The organism is Shewanella rhizosphaerae (assembly GCF_019457655.1).
Taxonomy (GTDB): domain Bacteria; phylum Pseudomonadota; class Gammaproteobacteria; order Enterobacterales; family Shewanellaceae; genus Shewanella; species Shewanella loihica.
Map to the genome: position 1 here is coordinate 512738 of NZ_CP080420.1, position 21181 is coordinate 533918.

Genomic DNA, 21181 nt, shown 5'->3' on the forward strand with positions numbered 1-21181 from the left:
TCCTTGTCTGCTTAGCCTGGGGCTAAGGGTTATCCGTAACGCGTCATTGGGTCGTGCTAGCCATATCTGCCCGACTTGCTTTATTTGCTGGGCATTGTGCACTTGCCATGCAAATAGACTTGGGGGCTGCAGCAACCAAGTGAGTTTACCCAGCAAATCACCCAAATAGCAAATTTGCTGCTGGATGGATTGCCATGCAAAAAGTGTAACAATTTGCAAGCCTTACTGTGATCTTGTTCAAAAAATGTGGGGTTTAGGTTAGTATCTTTGTTAGCTAATTGTGGTCAATAAGATTGGAGTACATGATGAAGTTGTTAGCCAGCACGACCTTAGCTTTAGCCTCTCTACTACTTACTACCCAGGCGTTTGCCGAGAGACCGGATTTCTCGAAGACCGCCGCGGCAAGAGCCGATTATCTCTTTGCCAACAACCCAAGTGCGCAGCTGGATCAGGTGCAGCGCTCGAGCAGTCGTCATGATTTTTCCAAGACGACCGCCGCCAACAGTGAGTATCGCTTCGCTGACAATCCTCCCGCCGATGAAACTGAGCTTGAGCCGAGAACGACTCAGCACGATTTCTCGCGCACGGAAGCGGCCAGGAAACAGAGCTAAAGCATTTTTGATCTTGTGAAGGAGCCGCTTAGGCTCCTTTTTTTATGGCTGTTTTTGCGGTTGTTTTGCAGAGTTAGCTAAGGATTTGAGTCGGTCATTTGAGCCAGTCTCTTGAACTTTAGCGGTTAGCCTCGGCGTGCGTCTCGTCTTGCCGCGCCTCCAGGCGCATCAACTTTCGACCCTGACGATAGGCGTCTATGATGCCGATGAGCCAACCGAGGATGAAGGCCCAGGTGGCGGCCTCGACCCAGAAGGCCTCGCCGCCCTGAGGCGCCTGGCTGATGGCGGCATAGATGGCGCCATAGTCCAGCGGCAGCTCCCCCGACAGAATCTGGTCCGATACCGTCACGGCGCGGTTGACCGCCTGATACAGGAGGTAGGCGAGGCCGCTCAGGCTGATGCAGGAGATCAGTGTCCCGGCGTTATAGCGCTTGAGGTAGAAGTGGCCCGACCCCGGGCAGACGAAGGCTGAAAGCAGGGTGGCTATGATGGCTTTATTCATAATGTTCGCTTCTGAGTTGTTTGTTTTCAGCCTCTACACATTAGTGGCTGAACTATTCCAGGTCGATGCGCCGGATGGCGGCTTTTAGGTGTTCGGCCTTGGCCCGCATTGTCTCGGGCGCCCCGTCGCCATGGGCGGCGAGCTGACTCTCAATGCCGCTCAGCTCCTGCACCAGCCAGCCACGCACCATCACATAGTAGCGAGAATCCGTGCCGTAGCGGGCGATCACCTCTAGTTGCTCGGGCGATGGGGTGGCGATCGCTCGCTGCAGCGCCTGCACCATGGCCCCCAACTCTTGCTGCTCTGCCTGGAGATTAGACTGAGCCTGAGACTGGGACTGAGCCTGAGTTTGGGACTGAGCGTGGGCCTGTCCGTGATGATTGGCGCAGCCGGTCAGCAGTCCGGTGATGAGCAGGCTGGCTGCAAATAGGGTGAGCAAAAACAGACGAGCCATGGGCGTGTCCAACTAAGTGGCCTATAAGTGAGTCTGATAATAACAGCTCTTTTGGGCCTGTTTATACCAATCGTAGTAAATAGCTGTTCATTCTAGCGTGTTAAAATGCGCGATAACGGCGTTAGTATTTTTGATTGTAGTATAACTACTTATCTAAAAATCCTGCCTTGTTCTCACGCGTTTTCCCTGCGCTATTTCTGATCATCTACTTACTTTGATTGGTATTAGCTTTCTGGTTTAATTTTTATGCAAGCTACACCCGCGCTGTTTATTTGTGAAGCAGAAAAAAACCACCGCCTCGGGGCGGTGGTCAGCAGGTGGAATCTTAGTTCTGTTTCGCGCCTTCATCTATCCAACGCTTGATGAGGGCGATCTGCTCGCTGCTGAGGGGCTTTCCTTCGCCTTGCGCAAATTTATCACTGTGGTGGGGCGGCATCTGGATCTTGCTGTCGACCTTATGATCGATCGCCAGATAGAGGGTGCTGGAGGCGGAACTGCCGGGAACCACGACGGGGCCAAGCTGGGTACCGCGCATCACGCCCTGATAGCTATCCAGTGCCAGATGGGTTTTTGCCATGCCTTCGCCTGCACCCGAATGACAGCTGATGCAGGAGGCGTTGAGTATGGGCTGTACTTCGGATGAGAAGCTCACCGGCCGCTCACAGCCCAGTAGCGCCGTGGCGGCCAATGCTGCCACCAGTAATAGGCGCCTGTCGATGGAGTGATGAGCATACATAGTATCCTCCCAATAACCTTGTATTATGTACGGTTTAAGTATAGTCCCGCCGCGCCTAATCCTCCTGTGTGGTGAGTGAGACAAGGCGCCTGTGGTGAGCGGGTGTAAATCCAGCTTGCCGCTAAAACCGAGATGAACCAAAGAAAAAGCCCGACTCTCTCGAGCCGGGCACGCCGGGAAGCGAAATGGAAAGGGGTTATGCGGTCTTAGGCACCTTGATGCCGAAGACCAGGGTGTAGGCCACCGGCAGCACCACCAGGGTGAGCACAGAGGCGAAGCCCAGGCCGAAGATGATGGTGATCGCCATGGAGCCGAAGAAGGCATCCGGCAGCAGAGGGATCATCCCCAGCATTGTGGTTATCGCCGCCATCAACACCGGACGCACACGGCTCACCGAGGAGTCGAATACCGCGCGGTAGGCGTCCTTACCCTGGCTCAGCTCGAGGTTTATCTGATCCACCAGGACGATACCGTTCTTGATGATCATCCCGGTCAGACTCAGCAGGCCCAGCAGCGCCATGAAGCTGAAGGGGGCATCGAACAGCAGCAGGCCTGAGACCACGCCGATCAGCGCCAGCGGCACGGTAAACCAGATCACCAGGGGCTGTCTGACCGAGTTAAACAGCAGCACGGTTATCAGGAACATCGCCAGGTAGCCAAGTGGGATCGAGCTAAATACCGATTGCTGCGCCTCGCTTGAGGTCTCATATTCGCCGCCCCATTCCAGCTCATAGCCGGCAGGCAGGCTGATGGCCTCGACCTTAGGTCGTAGCTTTCTAAATACCGAGTCTGCGGTCTCGTTGCCGCCGTTCACCGGGTCGGCGAGCACAGAGATCACTCGCTTACGGTCGCGGCGCATGATCAACGGATCTTCCCACTCTGTGGTGAAGTCACTGACCACCTGAGAGATGGGCACGAAGACGTTGTTTTCCGTGCTCCACACCTGCAGCGCCGAGATGCTGTCGGCATTGAGACGCTCATCGGCCGGCGCGCGGGCGATAATCGGCAGCAGATGGCTGTTCTCACGATACAGGCCGACATGCTTGCCGCTGAAGTTGGTCAGCAGGGCATTATCCAGATCTTGCTTACTGATGCCGGTTTCCCGGGCCTGAGCCAGTGCCAGCTGTGGACGCACCAGGGTCACCTGGTTACGCCAGTTATGGCGCACGCTGGTGGCGCTCGGCTCGGCGAGGAAGATCTCGCTCGCCTGCTGGGCCAGCTGTCTCAGCACCTCTGGGTCTTCACCGTAGAAGCGCGCCTCGATCTTGGCCGCCGGGCTGGGGCCATTCTCCATATACTTGAAGCGATATTCCGCCTCTGGGTAGTGCTGTACCAGGTCCTGCTCGAGCCTGCGCATATAGGCATTGAGGGTCTCTAGGTTGCTCATCTCGATCAGCAGCTGGCCATAGGCGGCGTAGCCCTTCTCCGGCACATAGGGCAGCACGAAGCGCTGGGCGCCCTGGCCGACCACGCTGGTGATGTTTACCAGGCCGAGATCCTGTTTTGCCTGCTCCGCCATCAAGTCCTGCTCGATACGACCCAGCAGCGCCTCGGTGGCCTTGATGTCGCTGCCTTCCGGCATCCACACATCCACGAAGAAGATAGGGGTGTTAGAGGCAGGGAAGAAGACATTCTTCACCTGACCGAAGCCCATGACCGAGCCCACCAGGGCCAGCAGCACGACCAGCAGGGTCAGGCCGCGAAAACGCATCGCCAGGCTCAGGCTGCCGCGATAGAGCTGGAACAGCCAACCCTTGTAGGGGTCGCTATCCGCCTCATCGGGGATCTCGCCATCCTTAAACAGCAGATCACAGAAGAAAGGGGTCAGTGTCATGGCGGTGATCCAGCTGATAAACAGGGAGATCAGCAGCACCAGGAACAGAGAGATACAAAACTCACCCGTGGCGTTATCCGACAGACCGATAGGCGCGAAGGCGATGATGGCAATAACCGTCGCCCCCAAGAGTGGCCACTGGGTCTGGGTGATCACCTGCTTGGCGGTCTCCAGACGCGACTGGCCGCGCTTGAGGCCTATGATGATCCCTTCGGTCACCACGATGGCGTTGTCCACCAACATCCCCAGGGCGATGATCAATGCCCCCAGCGAGATGATCTGCAGCTCGATATTGAGCACCTTCATCATGATGAAGGTACCGAGAATGGTCAGCAGCAGCACCAGCCCCATCAGCAGGCCAGATCTCAGCCCCATGAAGATCAGCAGCACGCCGATAACGATGGCGATCGATTCCGCCAGGTTCACCAAAAAGCCGTTGATGGTCTGATCCACCATCTTGCTCTGGTCATAGACTGTGGTGAGCATCATGCCCACCGGCAGCTCGTCGCTCAGCGCCATCATCTTCTGATTGACCGCCTCGCCCACCTTGACCACGTTGACGCCGCTGGAGAAGGCGATGCCCACAGACAGCGCCATGTCGCCGCCGCTGTGATACAGGTTGCTCGGGGTCTCGTCCATCGCCTTGTAGATGTTGGCGATATCCCCCAGGTAGATCAGCTTGGCGCTGCCGGGCGCACTCACCACCAGGCGTGATAGCGCCTCGACGCTGTCGAACTCACCCGTGGGGTGGATGCGGATGCGGTTGTCGCCCACGCGAATGCTACCCGCGTTAGAGACCACGTTCTGGCTGTTGATCAGGCCATAGATATAGTCCTGGTTCAGGCCTAAGGCGTTGATCTTCTGAGTGGAGATCTCCACCACCACCTGTTGGTCGACGATACCTGCGATGTTGACGCGCTTGATCCCATCGACCAGCACCAGCTCGCGGCGCAGAAAGTCTGCGTAGTTTTCCAGCTCGCGTTCGCTGTAGCCGTCGCCGCTGAGGTTGAGCAGAATGCCATAGACGTCGCCGAAGTCGTCGATCACCTGAGGCGTCATGGCGCCACTGGGCAGACTCCCCTGGGTATCGCTTACCTTACGGCGCACCAGATCCCAGATCTGCGGCAGCTTCTCGGCGTCGTACTTGTCCTCCATCTCAATCTGGATCTGCGACAGGCCAGCGCTGTTGATCGAGGTGATATGTTTCACCCCATCGAGCTGCTGCAGTGCATCTTCCAGGGGCAGGGTGACTTCTTCTTCCACCTGCTCCGGCGAGGCGCCAGGGTAGGCGGTGACGACCAGTGCCTCTTTAATGGTAAATTCGGGAAATTCCAGCTGCCCCAGGCTCATGAACGACAGGCTGCCACCTATGAGGAGCAGCAGGGCAAACATCCAACTGACCACCTTGTGGGTGATCGAATACTCGGCAAAATTCATCTGTTAAACACCTCGTTGCCAGCGCAGAGGCTTGACCTGCTGACTCTCGTGCAGCTGGGCCACACCGGCAACCACCACACGGTCACCTACCGCTAGGCCCTGGGTGATCTCTATGCCCTGACTGGTCACCTTACCCAGGCTTACCTTGCGGGCGCTCACCTGGCCCGTGCCCAGATCATAGGTCCAGACGATGGGCTCGCCGTCTTGATCTCGCTTGAGCACGGCGCTCGGCGGCACTATGGCGCTCTTCTTTTTGGCATCGGGACCGGCGATATCCAAGATCAGCTGGGCACTCATGCCCGGCAACACGCTAAATTCGGTTGGGGTCGGTAGGGTAAACACCACCTCATAGCTCTGGGTGCCTGGCGTCACCTGAGTGGCGAACTCTTTCAAGCGCGCGGCATACTGCTGCTCTGGGTGATTACTAAAGGTCACCATGGGCAGTGAAGGCGAGTGTGGGTTAAAGGAGGTCACACGGCTGGCCAGCGACTCGGGCACTTGGATCACCACGTCGATGAAGCGATCTTTCTGCAGCACCAGAACCGGCTGGTTGGCCTGTACTATCTGAAAATTCTCTATCTTGGTCTTGGCGACCGTGCCGCTGAAGGGCGCCTTGATCACCGTATAGCTCAGCTGATCCTGGGCACTGGCCAGGTTGGCGGCGCTGGATTTCAGCTGGGCCTTGGCCAGGTCATATTCCGCCTGGGAAATCAGCGCCTGACGCAGCAGCTCGCCCTTACGGTTAAAGTCGGCCTGGGCCAGCTCATGATCTGCCTCACGGTTAAGCAGTTGGTTGCGTGCGTCTCTGTCGTCGAGACGCGCCAGCACCTCGCCCTTGGTGACGCGCTGGCCATCCACCAGAGAGAACTCGACCAACTGACCGGATAATCTGAACGACAGTTCCGCCTGCTTGGTGGCGGCGACCTTGGCGGGGAAGCTTCTTAGGGTGCCGCTTCCCAACTCGGTGATCTCCAGCAGCTTAACGGGACGAACACTCTCGGGAGCGATCTCGGCAGATTCTGTGCTGCAGCCGGCAAGTACTAGAGTTAATACGAGTAGTGAAAGTGACGTTGTAAGGGGTTTCATATCGTAAACTCCATCATTTGTGACAAGGTGTATCTCATGGCGGCTAAGATAGCAGCGCGATACATCTATTAAAATGGAATTATATGGAACCGTGAGTTCCAAAAATTGAAACTGTATTAACTTGATTTACCCCTGTGTCTGTGTGCAAAGTAATAACAGAATCAGGTCTGCCGCCTGTTATTGAAGTGAGACTGTGATGAAAACCGAAGATATTGCCCTGTTCCACCGCATCGTCGAGACAGGCAGCCTGGTCGAGGCTGCCGATATTCTCAATGTGCCTAAATCGACCCTGAGTCGGCGCCTGCAGACGCTGGAAGATGAGCTCAATGTTAAGCTGTTTCATCGCCAGAGTCGCGCCATGACCCTCACCGCCTCCGGCAGCCATTTCTACAATAAAACCACGCCCTTGCTGGCGACTCTGGAGCAGACCTTCTCCGAGCTGTCGGGGAAGGAAGCGGCGGTTACCGGTCACCTGCGCATACTGATCTTTCCGATCCCCGAGCTCTTGTATATCACTCAAGCGATATTCGAGTTTATGGATCTCAATCCGGCGCTAACGGTGGAGATCATCGTCAGCTCAGAGCCCAAGGATATGATCCGCAACAATATCGATTTGGCCTTCATGCTCGAAGATGCCTTTAATGAAAATGAGATGGTGGCGCGGCATATCATCAGCGAATTCGTGCATTTCTTTGCCAGCCCGGAATACCTGGAGAGGGCGGGTAAACCGACTAAGCCGGAGGAGTTGCCCGAGCATAACTCCATTTTGTTTCGCTATCCCAACGGTAGGATCTTCAACGAGGTGCCCTTCGGTAAAGACAGGATACTGTCGGTAACGGGTAACCTGTGTGTCAACAGCCTGAGTACCTGCCTAGAGGCCGCCTTGATGGGGCGTGGCATCGCCATGATGCCGCTGCCGATCGCCCGGGAATATGTGGAAAATGGCAAGCTGGTGATGCTATTTGAAGATATCGAGCCCTACGAGGGTAAGTGCTTCCTCGTCTATCCGTCGCGGCGTTTCATTAGCCTCGCCAGTCAACGCTTTATCGACCATGTGTTGCGGGCATTAGATGAGTGTCTTCAAAATGGTGCCTGCGATCGTGAGGCCAGGACCAAGGGGGCGATTAAGCCGTTAATTTAACTATTCGCCGCAGACAATTAAGCCGAAGGGCGCCAGCAGCTGACTCTGCTGCCAGGCGTCTATCATCACCCCTTCCAGCGCCACCTCGCGGGGATCCAGCCCCTCGAGATCCACCCTCGTCAGGTTGGCGCCCCTGAGATCGAACTCGCCCCACAGCTCCGGGCTAAACTCGCCGCCGCTGAGGTCGCTACCCTTAAGTGAAGCGCCGGTCAGGTTGGCGCCGCGCCAGCGGTTGTCGGTCAGTTCACACTCTTCCAGTATCACTTGAGACAGGTTAGCGTAGGCGAGGTTACAGCCGCTGAACACGGCGCTGCAGAAGTAGTGGTTGATGCCGATTTGATTGGCGAAACTGGCGCGGTAGAAGTCGGCGCCCTGCAGGTTAGAGTCTCTAAACTCGGCGCCGAAACAGCGGGCACCGGTGAAGCGCGCCAGGTTAAGGCGACAGTCGCTGAACTTGGCGTTGATCAGCGTAGCGTAGCTGAAATCACACCCCAGTAGATCGCCGGGCTCGACAAACTGACACTGCTCGAAGTGGCAGTCGGTCAAATCCGCGCGGTTAAAGCTGCAGCGCACGAAGCGGCAGCGACGAAACAGCAGCCCCTGCAGATCCTCACCGCTAAAATCATGCTCAAAGTAATCCCGTTCAAGTGTCTCGTGTTGTAAATCATCCATGGCGGCTAGCCCTCTGTTAACGCTTGTAGATCTCGACATGCTTGGGCGTGGTGTCCGGCTCAGTGATGCGACTGGCCAGGATATAACAGGCGATCCCCATCACGGCGTTGGTGATAGGTAGCGCCAGCAGCAGCCCCTTCACGCCGCCCAGATAAGAGCCCAGCGCAGCCAGCGGCAGCAGGAGCAGAAACAGGCGGCAGACATTAAGCACCAAGGAACTCATCGGCCTGTGATAGGCGTTGAGCGAGGTGGCGGTGAGGATCACCATCCCCAGCGGGCCATAGGCGGCGGGCAGGGCGATGATGTAGAAGCTGAGCCACTCGATCACCTGGGGATCTTTACTGAACAGCTGGGCGATAGGCGTCGCCATGAGTGCCAGCGGCAGATAGATCAGGGTCTGGAATACCAGCACGAAACGCAGCGACAGCATGAGGGCGTCGCGGGCACGCTCCGTCTGCCCCGCCCCCAGGTTTTGGGCGATAAAGGGCACTAGGCTGGAGGAGAGTGCCATCACGGCGATCAGCAAAACAGACTCCAAACGGGTACCGGCGCCGAAGGCCGCCACCGCGCTGTGGTCGATGCGGGCCAGCATGGCCATGATGATGGCGTTGGCCACAGGGTTGAGCAGGTTCATCAGCGCCGCAGGTTGGGCGATATGGGCCAGCTGGCGCCAGTTGCAGTGAATACGCTCAAGGTTAAATTCGGCAAAGTCCACCAGGTTGCGCTTGATGATAAGCAGATAACCCGACAGAGACAGCGCCACCACCCAGGAGATCAGGGTGGCGATGGCCGCGCCCTGAATTTCCAAACGGGGAAAGGGCCCCAGGCCGAAGATCAGCAGCGGGTCCAGCACCAGGTTGATCACCGCCGCCAGGGCCATGATCTTGGCAGGCGACTTGGTATCGCCGGTGGCGCGCAGCCCTTGGTTGCCCACCATCAAGAGCACCAGCAGCGGCGCCCCCAGATACCAGAGAAACATATAGTCGCGGATCAGCGGCAGGCTGTCGTCGTTGGCGCCCAGCAGGGTAAACAGCGGGCCGATAAACAGGCTACCCAACAGCGACAGGGCGGCGATCAGCCAGAAAGTGATCAGCAGGGCGTCGTGCAGAAACACCTTGGCCTTGGGGCTGTTGCCACTGCCGATAAGGCGGCCGAGGTTAGTCGATACCCCGGCACCTATGCCGATGGCGATGCTGGAGACGATTAGGGTGACCGGAAAGGTAAAGCTGATGGCCGCCAGGGCTTCTGTCCCCAACTGGCTGATAAAAAAGGTGTCTACAAGGCTGAACCCAAGAATGGTGAGAATACCAATCAGGTTCGGGAGGCTCATATTTAGCAGTACACGACCGATTGGCTGACTGAGCAGCCCGTGTCTGTCTCTCATGTATGTGGAATGCCTAGGTAACAGAAGGAGGGCAATTCTATCAGGAAAGGCTGATCTTTTATAAAACCCAGTTAAAAAAAATCAGATTTTTTTTGTAAAGCCCTTGGATCTGCTAAACCTTATCCCCATATATCGAACATCCCGCGGCGAAAGCAATCTCGCCGCACTTTTAATTTGATAAACCGCCAACGTTTGTTGGGCAAAAAAATCATTAGGAGAGTCCGTAGATGAATATTCGTCCATTACATGACCGCGTCATTGTTAAGCGTTCTGAAGTTGAATCAAAATCAGCCGGTGGCATCGTACTAACAGGTAGTGCAGCCGAGCAGTCAACTCGCGGTGAAGTTCTTGCAGTAGGCAATGGCCGAATTCTTGAAAATGGCACTGTGCAACCACTGGACGTGAAAGTGGGTGACATAGTGATCTTCAACGAAGGTTATGGCGTGAAGAAAGAGAAGATCGACGGCCAAGAGGTGTTGATCCTTTCTGAATCAGATTTGATGGCTGTAGTGGAATAATCCACTCAATATCCCGTTTAACCAGAATTTTATTAAAGGATACAGAACATGGCAGCTAAAGAAGTTTTATTTGGCAATGACGCTCGCGTAAAAATGCTTGCGGGCGTAAACGTACTGGCTAACGCAGTTAAAGTTACCCTTGGCCCTAAAGGTCGTAACGTAGTTCTCGACAAGAGCTTCGGCGCGCCGCTGATCACCAAAGACGGTGTATCGGTAGCTAAAGAGATCGAACTGGAAGACAAGTTCGAAAACATGGGCGCGCAGATGGTGAAAGAAGTTGCTTCTAAAGCCAACGACGCCGCCGGTGACGGTACCACTACCGCTACCGTACTGGCACAAGCCATCGTAACCGAAGGCCTGAAAGCCGTTGCCGCTGGCATGAACCCAATGGATCTTAAGCGCGGTATCGACAAGGCGGTTGTGGCTGCCGTTGCCGAGCTGAAAACCCTGTCTCAAGAGTGTAGCGACACTAAGGCTATCGCTCAGGTAGGTACCATCTCTGCTAACTCTGACGAGTCAATTGGCGAGATCATCGCAACTGCGATGGAAAAAGTTGGTAAAGAAGGCGTGATCACAGTTGAAGAAGGTCAGGCCCTAGAGAACGAGCTTGACGTGGTTGAAGGTATGCAATTCGACCGTGGTTACCTGTCTCCATACTTCATCAACAAGCCAGAAACCGGCAGCGTTGAACTTGAAAACCCATACATCCTATTGGTTGACAAGAAGATCTCTAACATCCGTGAGCTACTGCCTATCCTTGAAGGTCTGGCGAAAACCGGTAAGCCACTGATGATCATCGCAGAAGACGTTGAAGGCGAAGCCCTAGCGACTCTGGTTGTGAACAACATGCGCGGCATCGTTAAAGTAGCTGCGGTTAAGGCACCTGGTTTCGGTGACCGTCGTAAGGCGATGTTACAAGATATCGCTATCCTGACTGGCGGTACTGTGATTGCCGAAGAGATCGGTCTTGAGCTTGAAAAAGCGACTCTGGAAGACCTAGGTACCGCTAAGCGCGTGGTGATCACCAAAGATGACACTACCATCATCGACGGTACCGGCGAGCAAGAGCAGATCTCTGCCCGTGTTGCCCAGATCAAGATCCAGGCTGAAGAGTCTACTTCAGACTACGACAGAGAGAAGCTACAAGAGCGTATGGCTAAGCTGGCCGGCGGTGTTGCAGTGATCAAAGTCGGTGCCGCTACCGAAGTTGAAATGAAAGAGAAGAAGGCTCGCGTAGAAGACGCGCTGCACGCGACTCGCGCCGCCGTTGAAGAAGGTGTGGTTGCCGGTGGTGGTGTTGCCCTGATCCGCGTTGCCTCTAAGATTGGCGAGCTGGACGTGGCTAACGAAGACCAGAAGCACGGTGTGACTATCGCACTGCGCGCCATGGAAGCGCCTCTACGTCAAATCGCGACCAACGCAGGTGAAGAAGCCTCAGTGGTTGCCAACAACGTTAAGAACGGCTCTGGTAACTATGGTTACAACGCCGGTAGCGACGTGTATGGCGACATGCTGGAGATGGGTATCCTTGACCCAACTAAGGTGACTCGTAGCGCGCTACAGTTCGCTTCATCTATCGCAGGTCTGATGATCACGACCGAAGCTATGGTGGGTGAAGTTCCACAAGAAGCTGGTGCTGGCGATATGGCCGGCATGGGCGGAATGGGTGGTATGGGCGGTATGGGCGGCATGATGTAATTCTGCCTGGCTAAAATCGTCTATAGCGGCGTTATCTTGCCACTCGTTTAGACAGCTAAACGTCGCGGCAAGATGCCTTGCTCTAAAACGATTTTTCCTGCGCTAGAACATCTGTTCCATAGGCCTGAGTGCTTAGCTAAATGGCTAAGCACAACACCTAAAAAAATCCCTGATACTTAAAAGTGTCAGGGATTTTTGTATTAGGGGGAGAGTACGCTGCATTGCTTCACCACTGGCATGTAAGGTATTAAGCATCTTTTTCCCAGTTTAGATTACGCACTTAATTGTCCTATATGGACTCGGTTAGATTGAAGAATTGGTTGCTTTGCTATGCATCCTCCAATGCCAGTGATCTAGAAAAATTGAAAAATCAGAAAATATCAGTGAATATCACCAATTATCATCAAATCATCAGTCGCGTGATTTTTTGCCCTTGGTAGCATGTGCCTTGTACTTTTACACAAACAAGGAGACGAAAATGTCTAAGCAAAACAATCACAATTCAGATATGACAAACGCCAATAAGGGTACGTCTGGTACTAACAAGACTTACTCACAAAACCAAGGAAATCGAGGGTGGCAGATGAACCCTCAAAATCCGCAAAATGGCGGTAAGAAAAAATAAGTTGTGAAGGGGGCTTAATGCTCCCTTTCCTTTAAGGGACTACATGGACAAGAGCAAAAACAGTAAGAAAAAACCGTTCAAATGGACTAGAGAACTTGTTCGGCTTGCCCTGAACGATGGATGGACGCAACAAGAGATTGCTGAAAAATGCAGAACACAGCAATCCATCGTAAGTGCTTGGAACAAAGGTTCGAAACAAGGCACTGAACAACAACTGCTGCCGTTGCTCAATATCTATGGCAACAAAATTCGTCGTAACAGTTTTAAAGTTTATTGGTCATTAAACACTGAAACTATGGAGAAAACCTTTTACCGTGTTGAAGGAAAGGTAATTCTTAGCCAGGCATTCTATGATCCGAGAAGAGACCAACGAGGCAAACTGGTCAAAAAAGTTCCCAAACTAAAGCTTGTGATACACCATCAAGGTGCCGATCAGTTTCGCGTTGTCAGTCAAAGTCGATTGACTTTCAGGCATACGAATGAAGAACTTGATCATAGCGTAGAGGATGCAGTTTGGAATTCACAGGTGCTCGAACCTGTAACGGCGACGCAGCTAATCGATTTCATTGATCATTATTCTAATGAACAGTTAAGCAGATACCCAAGTGATGCTAATACGTTGCCGTTCTTAATCAGACAATCTCTTTTAAACCATGGATTTCCAGTATCGGGTATTGTTGAATATCCTGCCGTTTGGTAGTGTGTAAATCCAACCCAAGAGGAACGAGCGCCTAAAGCTCAAAATATCAGGCTAGTAGCCTGTTTGAATGTGCTCCTACAGGGAAAGCCCCGCTAACTGCCCTTTGCAGTGGCGGCGCTAGCATTCTTTTCGGTATTCATGGCCGCTGCTTGAAATGAAGCTAAGTGAATGGGAAACCTATTAACTGAAACGCCGTCATGATAAACGGGTACGGGGTGGGATGACGCCCAAGCCGTCAGATATCTGGCCGCTTGGGCGTTTTTATTGTTATCAGGTGCCCAGTAATACGGCGCTGATTGCTGGAACTGTTGTGCCAATCACTTCTTGAGTGCTGGCAACGACAGGTAAGGTTGCAGACATAACACTTTCAACCACTGTAGAGGTGTTGTGGAGACCCCTACCGCCACAAACATGTAAGTTAAGTAATGAGTCACGTCACATTAAACGTTCCTTATCACTAAATCACCTGCTGACTAAAGCAGCAATCTTGGCAGTGTAGCGTGTAAGTTTCTTGTCTTTTCTGTACTCGGGTAAGTTTGCTTTGGCATTGAGGACAGTCCTGTTTCATCGGCGTGTTTTTAGTGCACTGGTTGCAGTGGATGTAGTATCCGTACTTACCATACATTGGCTGGTAATTGGCTGATTCACCGCAGTGTTTACATGTCAGTTTTAATTGAGGGACTGCATGATTTTGTGGCGTAAGATAAGAGGGATGGGCTTCTTGTAGCTGCATTATGGGCTGTGGCTGAGCTGCCTGTTGCAACGATTGCGTCTCTAGGAATATAGCTTCAGCGTCTTTGATTTTTGTTGGTTCTTCTGTCGACTCTCTCGATTCGGATTGCTCTTGCGTGCGCTCGCTATTGATGTCTTGATTAATTAAGAAGTCGCCAATTGAGTTGAGTTCATCTTGGCTAAAGTCGGGTCGGGTATCGGTAAAATTAACCAATCGTGTAAACTTGCCCTTGAGATTCATTATCTCGTTGAGTTTGTCGACCAGGAACTCGGTTTTCACTAGTTTTTCTGAGACCTGCTTAGGCATGGTGTCGCGGTTAATTATTGCATCGCTCGATACGGCGCAAAGATGATCCCATCCTCGTAACCTAAAGCCCTGCTGTTTGATGCCCAACAGCTTACCGAGAATTTCACTTCTGTGATGCGTTAATAATTGCAGCAAAAGCGCCTGTTGGAGTTCGACTTGTTTGATGGGCGATGCCATACCAAACCAAGTGCCCTGATGGCTGCGAGTCCACTCTTCCTGTTGATTAACCTTAACCTGACCCTTTATGCTCTTTGACTCGATTAATACAAAACCATAGGTGTAGATGATCAGGTGGTCTATCTGTGCCGTTTCATCGTTAAAACTGAACTTGAAGTCATTGATGACCAACACTTGTGGATGGTCTTTAAAGGCTCTGCGTAGAAAGAAAGCAACGTCCAGTTCTTGCTTTTGTCCCGCATAGGCTTGCGCCGATTGCACCGCTTGAAGTGATTTGTTTTTCAGAATCATTTATCAATTGCATCCATTCACTGCTCAATAATGAGCAAACTGATAATGGGCAAGTGTATCTGATTTCATACTGGTGACAAAACATTGAAGCATGTTCAGGGTTTTGTCTATGTGGACTTGGTTTTCAATGCACTTCAATCAATAATGCGGCTTTCATTTCTCAAGGAATAACAGCCCCTCGGCTGTCGATGGTATGGATACACAATATGCATGAAGATCTTATGCCGGTTTTGGTGATCGCCGTGATGTTGGCGTTGCTTGTTGCCGTCATGCTTTTTATCGAGGGGCGGCGTAAGCCGACCATAATGCCGGGCTGGTTAGATCTGCAGGGCTTTGAGCGCCTGTTCATCTACTGGGACGCGCCGAGCGCGAAGGAGTATGGCGAAAAGCATCCCCGCCGTTATCAGCGTCTGCTCGAGGCCTGGCAAGATCTGCCGCCAGATGAGGCCTGGTTTCACTATAACCTCTCCTGCATCGGCGTGACGCCTGTGGGGTCGAGTGTGCGTAGCGCGAAACGTTGGTGTCAGAAGGCCTGGCTGAAGAAGCAGGATGTGGAGGCGGCCTATCATCTGGGGATGATGCAGCTTATGGGCTTAGGTGGAGCGCCGGAGTATCGCTCGGCGCTGACACTGTTTGAGGCGGCGGAGCAGGGGGGCATCATACGCGCCACTACCGCTCGCGGCCTGATGTTGCTGCGTGACCCTGGTTTTATGAATACTGGCTATGTAAATACTGGCATTGGCAATTCAGATTTAGTTGAGGACTGGCCAATCGAGATGCCAAAGGCGCAGCGCCACGCCGAGGCGCTGGCGTGCTTCATGGGAGCGTTTGCACAGGGCGATATGTTGGCGGCGCTAAACCTGGGTTACATGTTGGAGCATGGCCTTGGTTTAGATGCGGGTGCAGAGGCTGAGCGCGCGGCCAATCTGGATCGCGCCGTCGAGAGCTACCTGCTGGCGGCCGATGCCGGCTTATCCGCGGCTCAGTATCGTCTGTCTATGCTGTTTGAGGCTCGCGGCGAGCTGGTCGATGCCTATCGCTGGGCCTATATTGCCGCGGCCTGCTCTGAGTCCGACATCCCCATGGCCCGCAGCCAGAGGTTGGCGACCCTACTGGATGGTCGCACCCTGCAGCAGGCGCAGGAGTCGGCCAGGGCAACCGCCCACAGGATCATGACGCCACGTGTGCTCGCCATGCTACATAACCTTAAGCATCTGCGCAGTGCGGCCTAATCCTCTGTCTGGCCTCTTGCGCTAACGCTCGGCTTTAACCTGAACAATTACCCATTTTTAAGATTTGCCTCAGCTTGCTTGGGTAGCATGGTGACTGATTTGTGTCTGGAATGGTTATCAAAGGGAGCGAGCGGCATGGGAAATCAGCATTTAAATGGGACTAAGCGGGGGCCTTGGGTGGCGATTGGGGTGAGTCTGGCCGTGGTGGGCCTGATCGCACTGCTGCTTATGATGATGCCCAAGGGCTTTAAGGCGACCCATGAGGAGATAGGCAAGGGCACGCCGGCGCTGGTGTTTGTCTACGACCCAAATCTGGCGGTGAGCCATACCCAGACAGAGCAGATGAACGAGGCGCGGGGGCATCTAGGCGATAATGTACTGTTTCTGCTGGCCAGAGTCGGCACCCCTGAGGGTGAGCAGCTGATCGCCAAATACCGCGCGGGCGCCGCCGAACTTCTGCTGTTTGATGGTTCGGGCAAGTTGGTTAAGCGCCAGCTCGCGGTACAAGACGCCAATCAGCTAATGCGTTGGGTACGCTAATTCTAGTGGGTAAGCCTGCCTATGGAGCATGTGCTCAAGGTTAACCCTATGGCGATTAGCCAGGCATCACGACTATCCCTAGTGGTTCTAGTAATTGCTCCGTCTGCCAGGCACAGATCTTCACGCCTTCCAAGTTGATGCTTCTGATGTCGAGCCCCTCAAGCTCTGCATGGGTGAGGTCACACCCGCGTATGTTCAAGTTCTGCCAGCAATCTTGAGAGAAGCTGCCGCGACTAAGATCCGAGCCCATCAACGAGGCCCCGTTAAGATTGGCGCTGCGCCAGTTGTTTTCAAATAGTTCGCACTTTTCCAGGCATTGGTCGTTCAAGTTGGCGTAGGCGAGGTTGCAGCCCGTGATGTAGGCGGAGCAGAAGTACACAGTATGACTGATCTGGTTGTAAAATCGACTGCGGGAAAAGTTGGCGCCCTTAAGATCGCACTCTCTGAATTCGATGCCAAAACAGTTGGCACCGGCAAAATTGGCCAGAGAGAGTCGGCAAGCCTTAAAGCTCGCATCACGCAGGTCGGCGAAGTTAAAGTGACAGCCTTCTATGGCGCCAGGTTCGATGAAATGACACTCTTCGAAGCTGGCATCTCGCAGGTTGGCGTGGCGAAAATCGCACTGGTAGAAGTGGCAACGTCGAAAACGGCGGTCGCTCAAGTCTTGGCGCGAAAAGTCCTGCTGTGTAAAAACTTTGTCGATAAGATCCATACTTACTCCTCAAATAAACCGCCTGCACCTTAGCACTCAGATGCTCAATTTTCACCAAAATTAAACCCTTTAAAATCAGCGTTTTAAGATGTGCTTAAATCGCGATTTTAAGGGGGCAAAACGGCACTGTAAGCCACGTTCGACATCGAATCGGTATGAACGGGTGGTGAAAAAAGTTTTTAGCCTTAGCGCGTTTGATTAAATTCGACTCAATTCAGGCGGTGAACCGTATCTTTGCGGCACTTTAGTTGAGCCATTGGCGGCATTTTTGAACATTTGTTAATCGAAAAAGTCGTTGTTGAAACCCGCTGGGGTGTTAAAATGCCGCTCGGCTTGCGTTTGCTGTTGTTTAAGACTGCAACAAATACGCTGGCACATAACTCCTAACATCCTATTTTTCCTGACTAATCATTAGAGTGTTTATGAAACGGATTTTATGCTTGTCCCTGCTGGCCTGTTCTCAAATGGCCGCCGCCGTAGAGCCCCTGATTGAAACGCCAAAAGATATGCAGCCTACCTGGGTCGATGAGATCCTGGACGTCTTCGGCGCCGACGGTGAGTTTGACGAGAGCAAGACCATAGACATGAGCTACCTGCCGACCGCCTATTACACGCCCGAGAAGAAGTTCGGTGTGGGCCTGCTGATGGTGGGCCTGTATAAGACAGATGGCGCGGCGCCCGAGGAGCAACCTTCCTCTTTGGTGCTGAACTCCTTCGTGTCGATGAACAACTCCTACGGCGTCGAAGTGGAAAACATGACCTTCTTCAACGGCGGCAAGCAGCGTCTGCTGCTGGGGCTGGAGCTGCATAACGAGGCGTCTGTCTACTACGGCCGTGGCATAGCAGCCGGCAACATCGATAGCAATCATCATGAGTTCGACGAGCAGCTCTACAGCTTCACGCCGCGCTGGATGACTCAGGTGGCCGACAACTATTTTGTTGGTGTGGGCGCCGACTTTACCTACGCCAGTGCCGACAAGTTCACTCGGGTAGAGGGTGATATTCCCCTGCCATCCGACGGCATCTTGCCAAGCAACTTCAGCTCGGGCCTGGTGGTGACCAGCATCTATGATTCCCGCGACTACCGCCTCAACGCCACCAAGGGCTGGTTGTTCCAGCTCGATGCGGGCCTGTATCAAAACAGCGAGTACGACAGCTTCGCCAAGTATGACCTCGAGCTGGCCAACTATATCGATCTCAGCACCACCTCTTGGTTGAGCCAGATGCCAGGGCTTATCGCCTGGCAGGTGCAGGGCCACTTCACCAGCGGCGACGTGCCTTGGAACATGCAGCCGGATCTCGGCGGTTCCAGCGCCATGCGCGGTTACATCAAGGGCCGCTACCGTGACAAGCAGATGATGATGGGCCAGGTCGAGTACCGTCTGCCCATCTTCCAGCGTTACGGTATGGTGTTCTGGGGCGGCGTGGGTAGTGTGGCCGACAAGGTGAGCGATCTAAACGATGAGCTGCTGACCTCTTACGGCACAGGTTTCCGCTTTAAGATCAAAGACAACATCAACCTGCGTCTGGATGTGGGTGTCGGCGAGAACGAGACCAACTTCTACCTCAACGTCAACGAAGTCTTCTAGCCATGACTGTGCTGCCTGTTCGCTTGTGTGTTAACGCCAAGCCTATGCTTGTCGCCTCGGCCGTTGTTGCGGCCCAGGCTTTGAGCCAGCCGGTGCAGGCGGACGAGACGCAGAGCCGTGATGCACAGGGCAAGGCTGTTATCGATGCGGCCCACAAGCAGAAGCCACGGTGTACTCGCCGCTCGGATTACGACATCTATCTCAGCGGCATACACACGGGCACCATGAGCCGTACCGAGCAGTGGCAGGGCAAACGCGCCGTGGTGACCTCAAACAGTGAGGCCAGCATCTTAGGCATAGGCACCCGCTATCGGCAGCGGGCCGAACTCAGCTGGTCGGAGACCACAGAGGAGTGGATCACCCAGGCGTTTCATCAGCAGGTGAGCGGCTTTCGCGCCAGAGACATGCAGGTGCTCTTCAGTCACAATGGCCGCGCCGCGCGGGTGGATCTGGATGGTGAGGTGACCGACTATCGCTCCAAAGACAAGGCCCTGCGGGACGTAGACACGCTGGCGATAGAGATGCGCCGGCTATTGATGCAGGGCAGGCAGCAGTTTGCCCTGGTTCGTCAGGCGTCCGATGCCATGGAGCCCTATCAATTTTATGTTAAGGCTCCGCAAGCCGCCGAAGTGGCGCCTTGGGGAGAATTGATGCTGGTGCCCGTGGAACAGACTGGCGCCGAAGAGGTGACCTACTACTTCGCTCCCGAGCTGGATTATCAGCTGATCAAGGCGCGCTATCATGGCATCTTGCTGCAGGGCCTCATCGAGCTGAACCACTACAGCTCGAGTTGCGAATCCGCCCCCTCGGCGTGAGTCGCCCGCTTTCTTTCCTAATTCAAGCGCGGCGGCTAACATAAACGCCCAAGATAAACGCCTAGCTTAAGCGACTAATTTAACCCAAGCGCCTGCTAGTTGGTTTCGTAGTGGGCGATCGGCAGCTGGCTGACGCTATCGAGTCGCCATGCACCCTTCTCATACACAAAGCTGACGCTGTGCAGGGCATCCTTAAAGTCATAGCGTTCGCTTGATTTGGGCAAGGCATCTTTAAATTCGACCTGAATGTTTTGGTAGCCTTGCTCGAGCGACATCTTACTCAGATGGCTGGGTAGGTCTATCAGGCGGCTCAGCGCCTTGTCTAACTCACGATCCTTGATCGGTAGCTTGAGTTTAAACTGCTCGCTGAACAGCGCCGAGAAGGCCTGTTTATCTTTGCTGTGGGTGTAGGCGGCAACAGTCCAGTCGGCCAGCAGCAGTTCGAATGCCTTGTCGGCCTGGGTGAGCGAGGTGATAGGCGTCTTGTTGTCGTTGGCTAGGTATGCCTTGAGCGTCACCTCGGCTTCTTGGTAGCCGTCGATGAAGATCTGCGCCACCTGAGTCGCCGCCGGATCTTGGCTCGCCTTAAGCTCATCGGTTACCGCCGCGATGGCGTCCCCGCGGGCCTGCCAGCTGTCGAAGCCCTTCATCAGGCCTTGTAGCGAGGACTTATGTTGTTTCACCACCTCGGCAACGGCCTTATCCTGTTGGCGCGCCTGTCTGATCTTGGTGCCGACATACTCGCTGTAGGTGCCGCTGAGCAGGCTGGCTGGCGACTCGAAGTAGAGCCCGGCACCGCTGTAGGGATCGACCCAGGAAGCGCTGCTATCTATCGGCGCCATGGTCTTGGGCGTCATGCCGTTAAAGTAGAGATCTGTGAGTGCCGTCTTGTGCTTTGCGAAGAAGGCGCCTATCGCCTTGCTATCCGTTGCGGGCACTTGTCGGTATTGCGCCGCAAGTTGCTGCAAGCCTTGGGATGCCTGGATTCTCTGACTGGCATAGTAGCCGCAGCGCAGGTCACAGGCTTGCTTGGTCAGGCTAGAGGCTGGCCCTATGTTGATTGTCTTGCTCTGCACGAAGACCTCGGCGGTATAGATGCCCCTGGGGATAGCGCCGCTTTTATCCATCAGGTAGATGGTGTTGTTGGGGCTATGGCGGCCGACGACCTGGAGATCTTGCTTGCTGGCGCAGAGGGAAAAGTCACGGCTGGTGACCGGCAGCTCCTTGTTATAGGTGGAGACCACTAGCTTCTCCAGGCTGACGCCCTCGGGCACTGTGCCTGTGATGCTGAGATCACACTGCTGAGCGTTAGCGCTCATTGTCATCGCGCCTAAGCCTAGGCCGATGATTAGACATCCTTGTTTCATAAAGCTTCCTTGTCGCTATTA

General features: G+C 54.1%; 20 protein-coding genes. 10 read left to right on the forward strand and 10 right to left on the reverse strand.

The window, feature by feature from the left end:
• The first annotated feature begins 302 nt into the window (after positions 1-302).
• The gene (locus K0I63_RS02355) at positions 303-611 is read left to right on the forward strand and encodes a hypothetical protein (protein ID WP_223294754.1); all 309 of its coding nucleotides are present in this window, start codon (positions 303-305) and stop codon (positions 609-611) included.
• Positions 612-729: 118 nt separating this feature from the next.
• Here K0I63_RS02355 and K0I63_RS02360 read toward each other — a convergent pair whose 3' ends face one another.
• The 5 genes from K0I63_RS02360 to K0I63_RS02380 all read right to left on the reverse strand — a co-directional run bounded on the left by K0I63_RS02360 (position 730) and on the right by K0I63_RS02380 (position 6660).
• Positions 730-1113: a DUF6677 family protein gene (locus K0I63_RS02360; RefSeq protein WP_220082397.1), complete on the reverse strand. Its 384-nt coding sequence runs from the start codon at positions 1111-1113 to the stop codon at positions 730-732.
• A gap of 52 nt (positions 1114-1165) precedes the next feature.
• Positions 1166-1567, reverse strand: coding sequence for a hypothetical protein (locus tag K0I63_RS02365; protein ID WP_220082398.1), 402 nt, complete (start codon positions 1565-1567; stop codon positions 1166-1168).
• Positions 1568-1892: 325 nt separating this feature from the next.
• On the reverse strand, positions 1893-2303 hold the full coding sequence (locus K0I63_RS02370) for a c-type cytochrome domain-containing protein (protein WP_011864271.1): 411 nt from the start codon (positions 2301-2303) through the stop codon (positions 1893-1895).
• A 196-nt stretch (positions 2304-2499) separates the two neighbouring features.
• Positions 2500-5574 (reverse strand): efflux RND transporter permease subunit, encoded by a 3075-nt coding sequence (locus K0I63_RS02375; RefSeq protein WP_220082399.1) that lies wholly within the window; start codon positions 5572-5574, stop codon positions 2500-2502.
• Between the two features lie 3 nt (positions 5575-5577).
• Positions 5578-6660 carry an efflux RND transporter periplasmic adaptor subunit gene (locus tag K0I63_RS02380; protein ID WP_220082400.1) on the reverse strand — a complete coding sequence of 361 codons (1083 nt, stop codon included), beginning with the start codon at positions 6658-6660 and terminating at the stop codon, positions 5578-5580.
• 196 nt (positions 6661-6856) lie between these two features.
• On the opposite strand from K0I63_RS02380, the gene K0I63_RS02385 reads away from it, so the two are divergent.
• Positions 6857-7801, forward strand: a complete 945-nt coding sequence (locus K0I63_RS02385) for a LysR family transcriptional regulator (RefSeq protein WP_011864274.1) — start codon at positions 6857-6859, stop codon at positions 7799-7801.
• Here the strand turns inward: K0I63_RS02385 and K0I63_RS02390 are convergent, their stop codons facing one another.
• The gene (locus K0I63_RS02390) at positions 7802-8473 is read right to left on the reverse strand and encodes a Qnr family pentapeptide repeat protein (RefSeq protein WP_220082401.1); all 672 of its coding nucleotides are present in this window, start codon (positions 8471-8473) and stop codon (positions 7802-7804) included.
• 16 nt (positions 8474-8489) lie between these two features.
• Positions 8490-9857 (reverse strand): MATE family efflux transporter, encoded by a 1368-nt coding sequence (locus tag K0I63_RS02395; protein ID WP_011864276.1) that lies wholly within the window; start codon positions 9855-9857, stop codon positions 8490-8492.
• A gap of 227 nt (positions 9858-10084) precedes the next feature.
• On the opposite strand from K0I63_RS02395, the gene K0I63_RS02400 reads away from it, so the two are divergent.
• The 4 genes from K0I63_RS02400 to K0I63_RS02415 all read left to right on the forward strand — a co-directional run bounded on the left by K0I63_RS02400 (position 10085) and on the right by K0I63_RS02415 (position 13398).
• The gene (locus K0I63_RS02400) at positions 10085-10375 is read left to right on the forward strand and encodes a co-chaperone GroES (protein WP_011864277.1); all 291 of its coding nucleotides are present in this window, start codon (positions 10085-10087) and stop codon (positions 10373-10375) included.
• A gap of 48 nt (positions 10376-10423) precedes the next feature.
• Positions 10424-12073 carry a chaperonin GroEL gene (gene groL / locus K0I63_RS02405; RefSeq protein WP_220082402.1) on the forward strand — a complete coding sequence of 550 codons (1650 nt, stop codon included), beginning with the start codon at positions 10424-10426 and terminating at the stop codon, positions 12071-12073.
• Positions 12074-12551: 478 nt separating this feature from the next.
• A complete protein-coding gene (locus K0I63_RS02410) occupies positions 12552-12698 on the forward strand; it encodes a hypothetical protein (RefSeq protein WP_162838621.1) in 147 nt (48 codons plus the stop codon).
• A 43-nt stretch (positions 12699-12741) separates the two neighbouring features.
• The gene (locus K0I63_RS02415; RefSeq protein WP_220082403.1) at positions 12742-13398 is read left to right on the forward strand and encodes a hypothetical protein; all 657 of its coding nucleotides are present in this window, start codon (positions 12742-12744) and stop codon (positions 13396-13398) included.
• Between the two features lie 457 nt (positions 13399-13855).
• Here K0I63_RS02415 and K0I63_RS02420 read toward each other — a convergent pair whose 3' ends face one another.
• Positions 13856-14905: a nuclease-related domain-containing protein gene (locus K0I63_RS02420; protein ID WP_220082404.1), complete on the reverse strand. Its 1050-nt coding sequence runs from the start codon at positions 14903-14905 to the stop codon at positions 13856-13858.
• 206 nt (positions 14906-15111) lie between these two features.
• Here K0I63_RS02420 and K0I63_RS02425 point away from each other — a divergent pair, with 206 nt between their 5' ends.
• Together K0I63_RS02425 and K0I63_RS02430 are read left to right on the forward strand one after the other, a co-directional pair.
• Positions 15112-16137 carry a tetratricopeptide repeat protein gene (locus tag K0I63_RS02425; protein ID WP_220082405.1) on the forward strand — a complete coding sequence of 342 codons (1026 nt, stop codon included), beginning with the start codon at positions 15112-15114 and terminating at the stop codon, positions 16135-16137.
• A gap of 135 nt (positions 16138-16272) precedes the next feature.
• A complete protein-coding gene (locus tag K0I63_RS02430) occupies positions 16273-16677 on the forward strand; it encodes a hypothetical protein (protein WP_220082406.1) in 405 nt (134 codons plus the stop codon).
• Positions 16678-16732: 55 nt separating this feature from the next.
• On the opposite strand, the gene K0I63_RS02435 is transcribed toward K0I63_RS02430, so the two are convergent.
• Positions 16733-17389 (reverse strand): Qnr family pentapeptide repeat protein, encoded by a 657-nt coding sequence (locus K0I63_RS02435; RefSeq protein WP_220082407.1) that lies wholly within the window; start codon positions 17387-17389, stop codon positions 16733-16735.
• A 422-nt stretch (positions 17390-17811) separates the two neighbouring features.
• Here K0I63_RS02435 and K0I63_RS02440 point away from each other — a divergent pair, with 422 nt between their 5' ends.
• Entirely contained in the window at positions 17812-18978 is a 1167-nt protein-coding gene (locus K0I63_RS02440) for a BamA/TamA family outer membrane protein (protein WP_220082408.1), read from the forward strand.
• A gap of 2 nt (positions 18979-18980) precedes the next feature.
• Positions 18981-19793: a hypothetical protein gene (locus tag K0I63_RS02445; RefSeq protein WP_220082409.1), complete on the forward strand. Its 813-nt coding sequence runs from the start codon at positions 18981-18983 to the stop codon at positions 19791-19793.
• Between the two features lie 95 nt (positions 19794-19888).
• On the opposite strand, the gene K0I63_RS02450 is transcribed toward K0I63_RS02445, so the two are convergent.
• Complete coding sequence (locus K0I63_RS02450) at positions 19889-21160, reverse strand: hypothetical protein (RefSeq protein WP_220082410.1); 1272 nt, start codon at positions 21158-21160, stop codon at positions 19889-19891.
• Positions 21161-21181 lie beyond the last annotated feature (21 nt).

Coding starts and splice junctions, on each gene's coding strand:
- groL (WP_220082402.1), top strand. CDS start 10,424: ATGGCAGCTAAAGAAGTTTTATTTGGCAATGACGCTCGCGTAAAAATG.
- K0I63_RS02440 (WP_220082408.1), top strand. CDS start 17,812: ATGAAACGGATTTTATGCTTGTCCCTGCTGGCCTGTTCTCAAATGGCC.
- K0I63_RS02395 (WP_011864276.1), bottom strand. CDS start 9,857: ATGAGAGACAGACACGGGCTGCTCAGTCAGCCAATCGGTCGTGTACTG.
- K0I63_RS02430 (WP_220082406.1), top strand. CDS start 16,273: ATGGGAAATCAGCATTTAAATGGGACTAAGCGGGGGCCTTGGGTGGCG.
- K0I63_RS02390 (WP_220082401.1), bottom strand. CDS start 8,473: ATGGATGATTTACAACACGAGACACTTGAACGGGATTACTTTGAGCAT.
- K0I63_RS02355 (WP_223294754.1), top strand. CDS start 303: ATGATGAAGTTGTTAGCCAGCACGACCTTAGCTTTAGCCTCTCTACTA.
- K0I63_RS02365 (WP_220082398.1), bottom strand. CDS start 1,567: ATGGCTCGTCTGTTTTTGCTCACCCTATTTGCAGCCAGCCTGCTCATC.
- K0I63_RS02375 (WP_220082399.1), bottom strand. CDS start 5,574: ATGAATTTTGCCGAGTATTCGATCACCCACAAGGTGGTCAGTTGGATG.
- K0I63_RS02380 (WP_220082400.1), bottom strand. CDS start 6,660: ATGAAACCCCTTACAACGTCACTTTCACTACTCGTATTAACTCTAGTA.
- K0I63_RS02435 (WP_220082407.1), bottom strand. CDS start 17,389: ATGGATCTTATCGACAAAGTTTTTACACAGCAGGACTTTTCGCGCCAA.
- K0I63_RS02410 (WP_162838621.1), top strand. CDS start 12,552: ATGTCTAAGCAAAACAATCACAATTCAGATATGACAAACGCCAATAAG.
- K0I63_RS02450 (WP_220082410.1), bottom strand. CDS start 21,160: ATGAAACAAGGATGTCTAATCATCGGCCTAGGCTTAGGCGCGATGACA.
- K0I63_RS02385 (WP_011864274.1), top strand. CDS start 6,857: ATGAAAACCGAAGATATTGCCCTGTTCCACCGCATCGTCGAGACAGGC.
- K0I63_RS02415 (WP_220082403.1), top strand. CDS start 12,742: ATGGACAAGAGCAAAAACAGTAAGAAAAAACCGTTCAAATGGACTAGA.
- K0I63_RS02425 (WP_220082405.1), top strand. CDS start 15,112: ATGCATGAAGATCTTATGCCGGTTTTGGTGATCGCCGTGATGTTGGCG.
- K0I63_RS02360 (WP_220082397.1), bottom strand. CDS start 1,113: ATGAATAAAGCCATCATAGCCACCCTGCTTTCAGCCTTCGTCTGCCCG.
- K0I63_RS02400 (WP_011864277.1), top strand. CDS start 10,085: ATGAATATTCGTCCATTACATGACCGCGTCATTGTTAAGCGTTCTGAA.
- K0I63_RS02445 (WP_220082409.1), top strand. CDS start 18,981: ATGACTGTGCTGCCTGTTCGCTTGTGTGTTAACGCCAAGCCTATGCTT.
- K0I63_RS02420 (WP_220082404.1), bottom strand. CDS start 14,905: ATGATTCTGAAAAACAAATCACTTCAAGCGGTGCAATCGGCGCAAGCC.
- K0I63_RS02370 (WP_011864271.1), bottom strand. CDS start 2,303: ATGTATGCTCATCACTCCATCGACAGGCGCCTATTACTGGTGGCAGCA.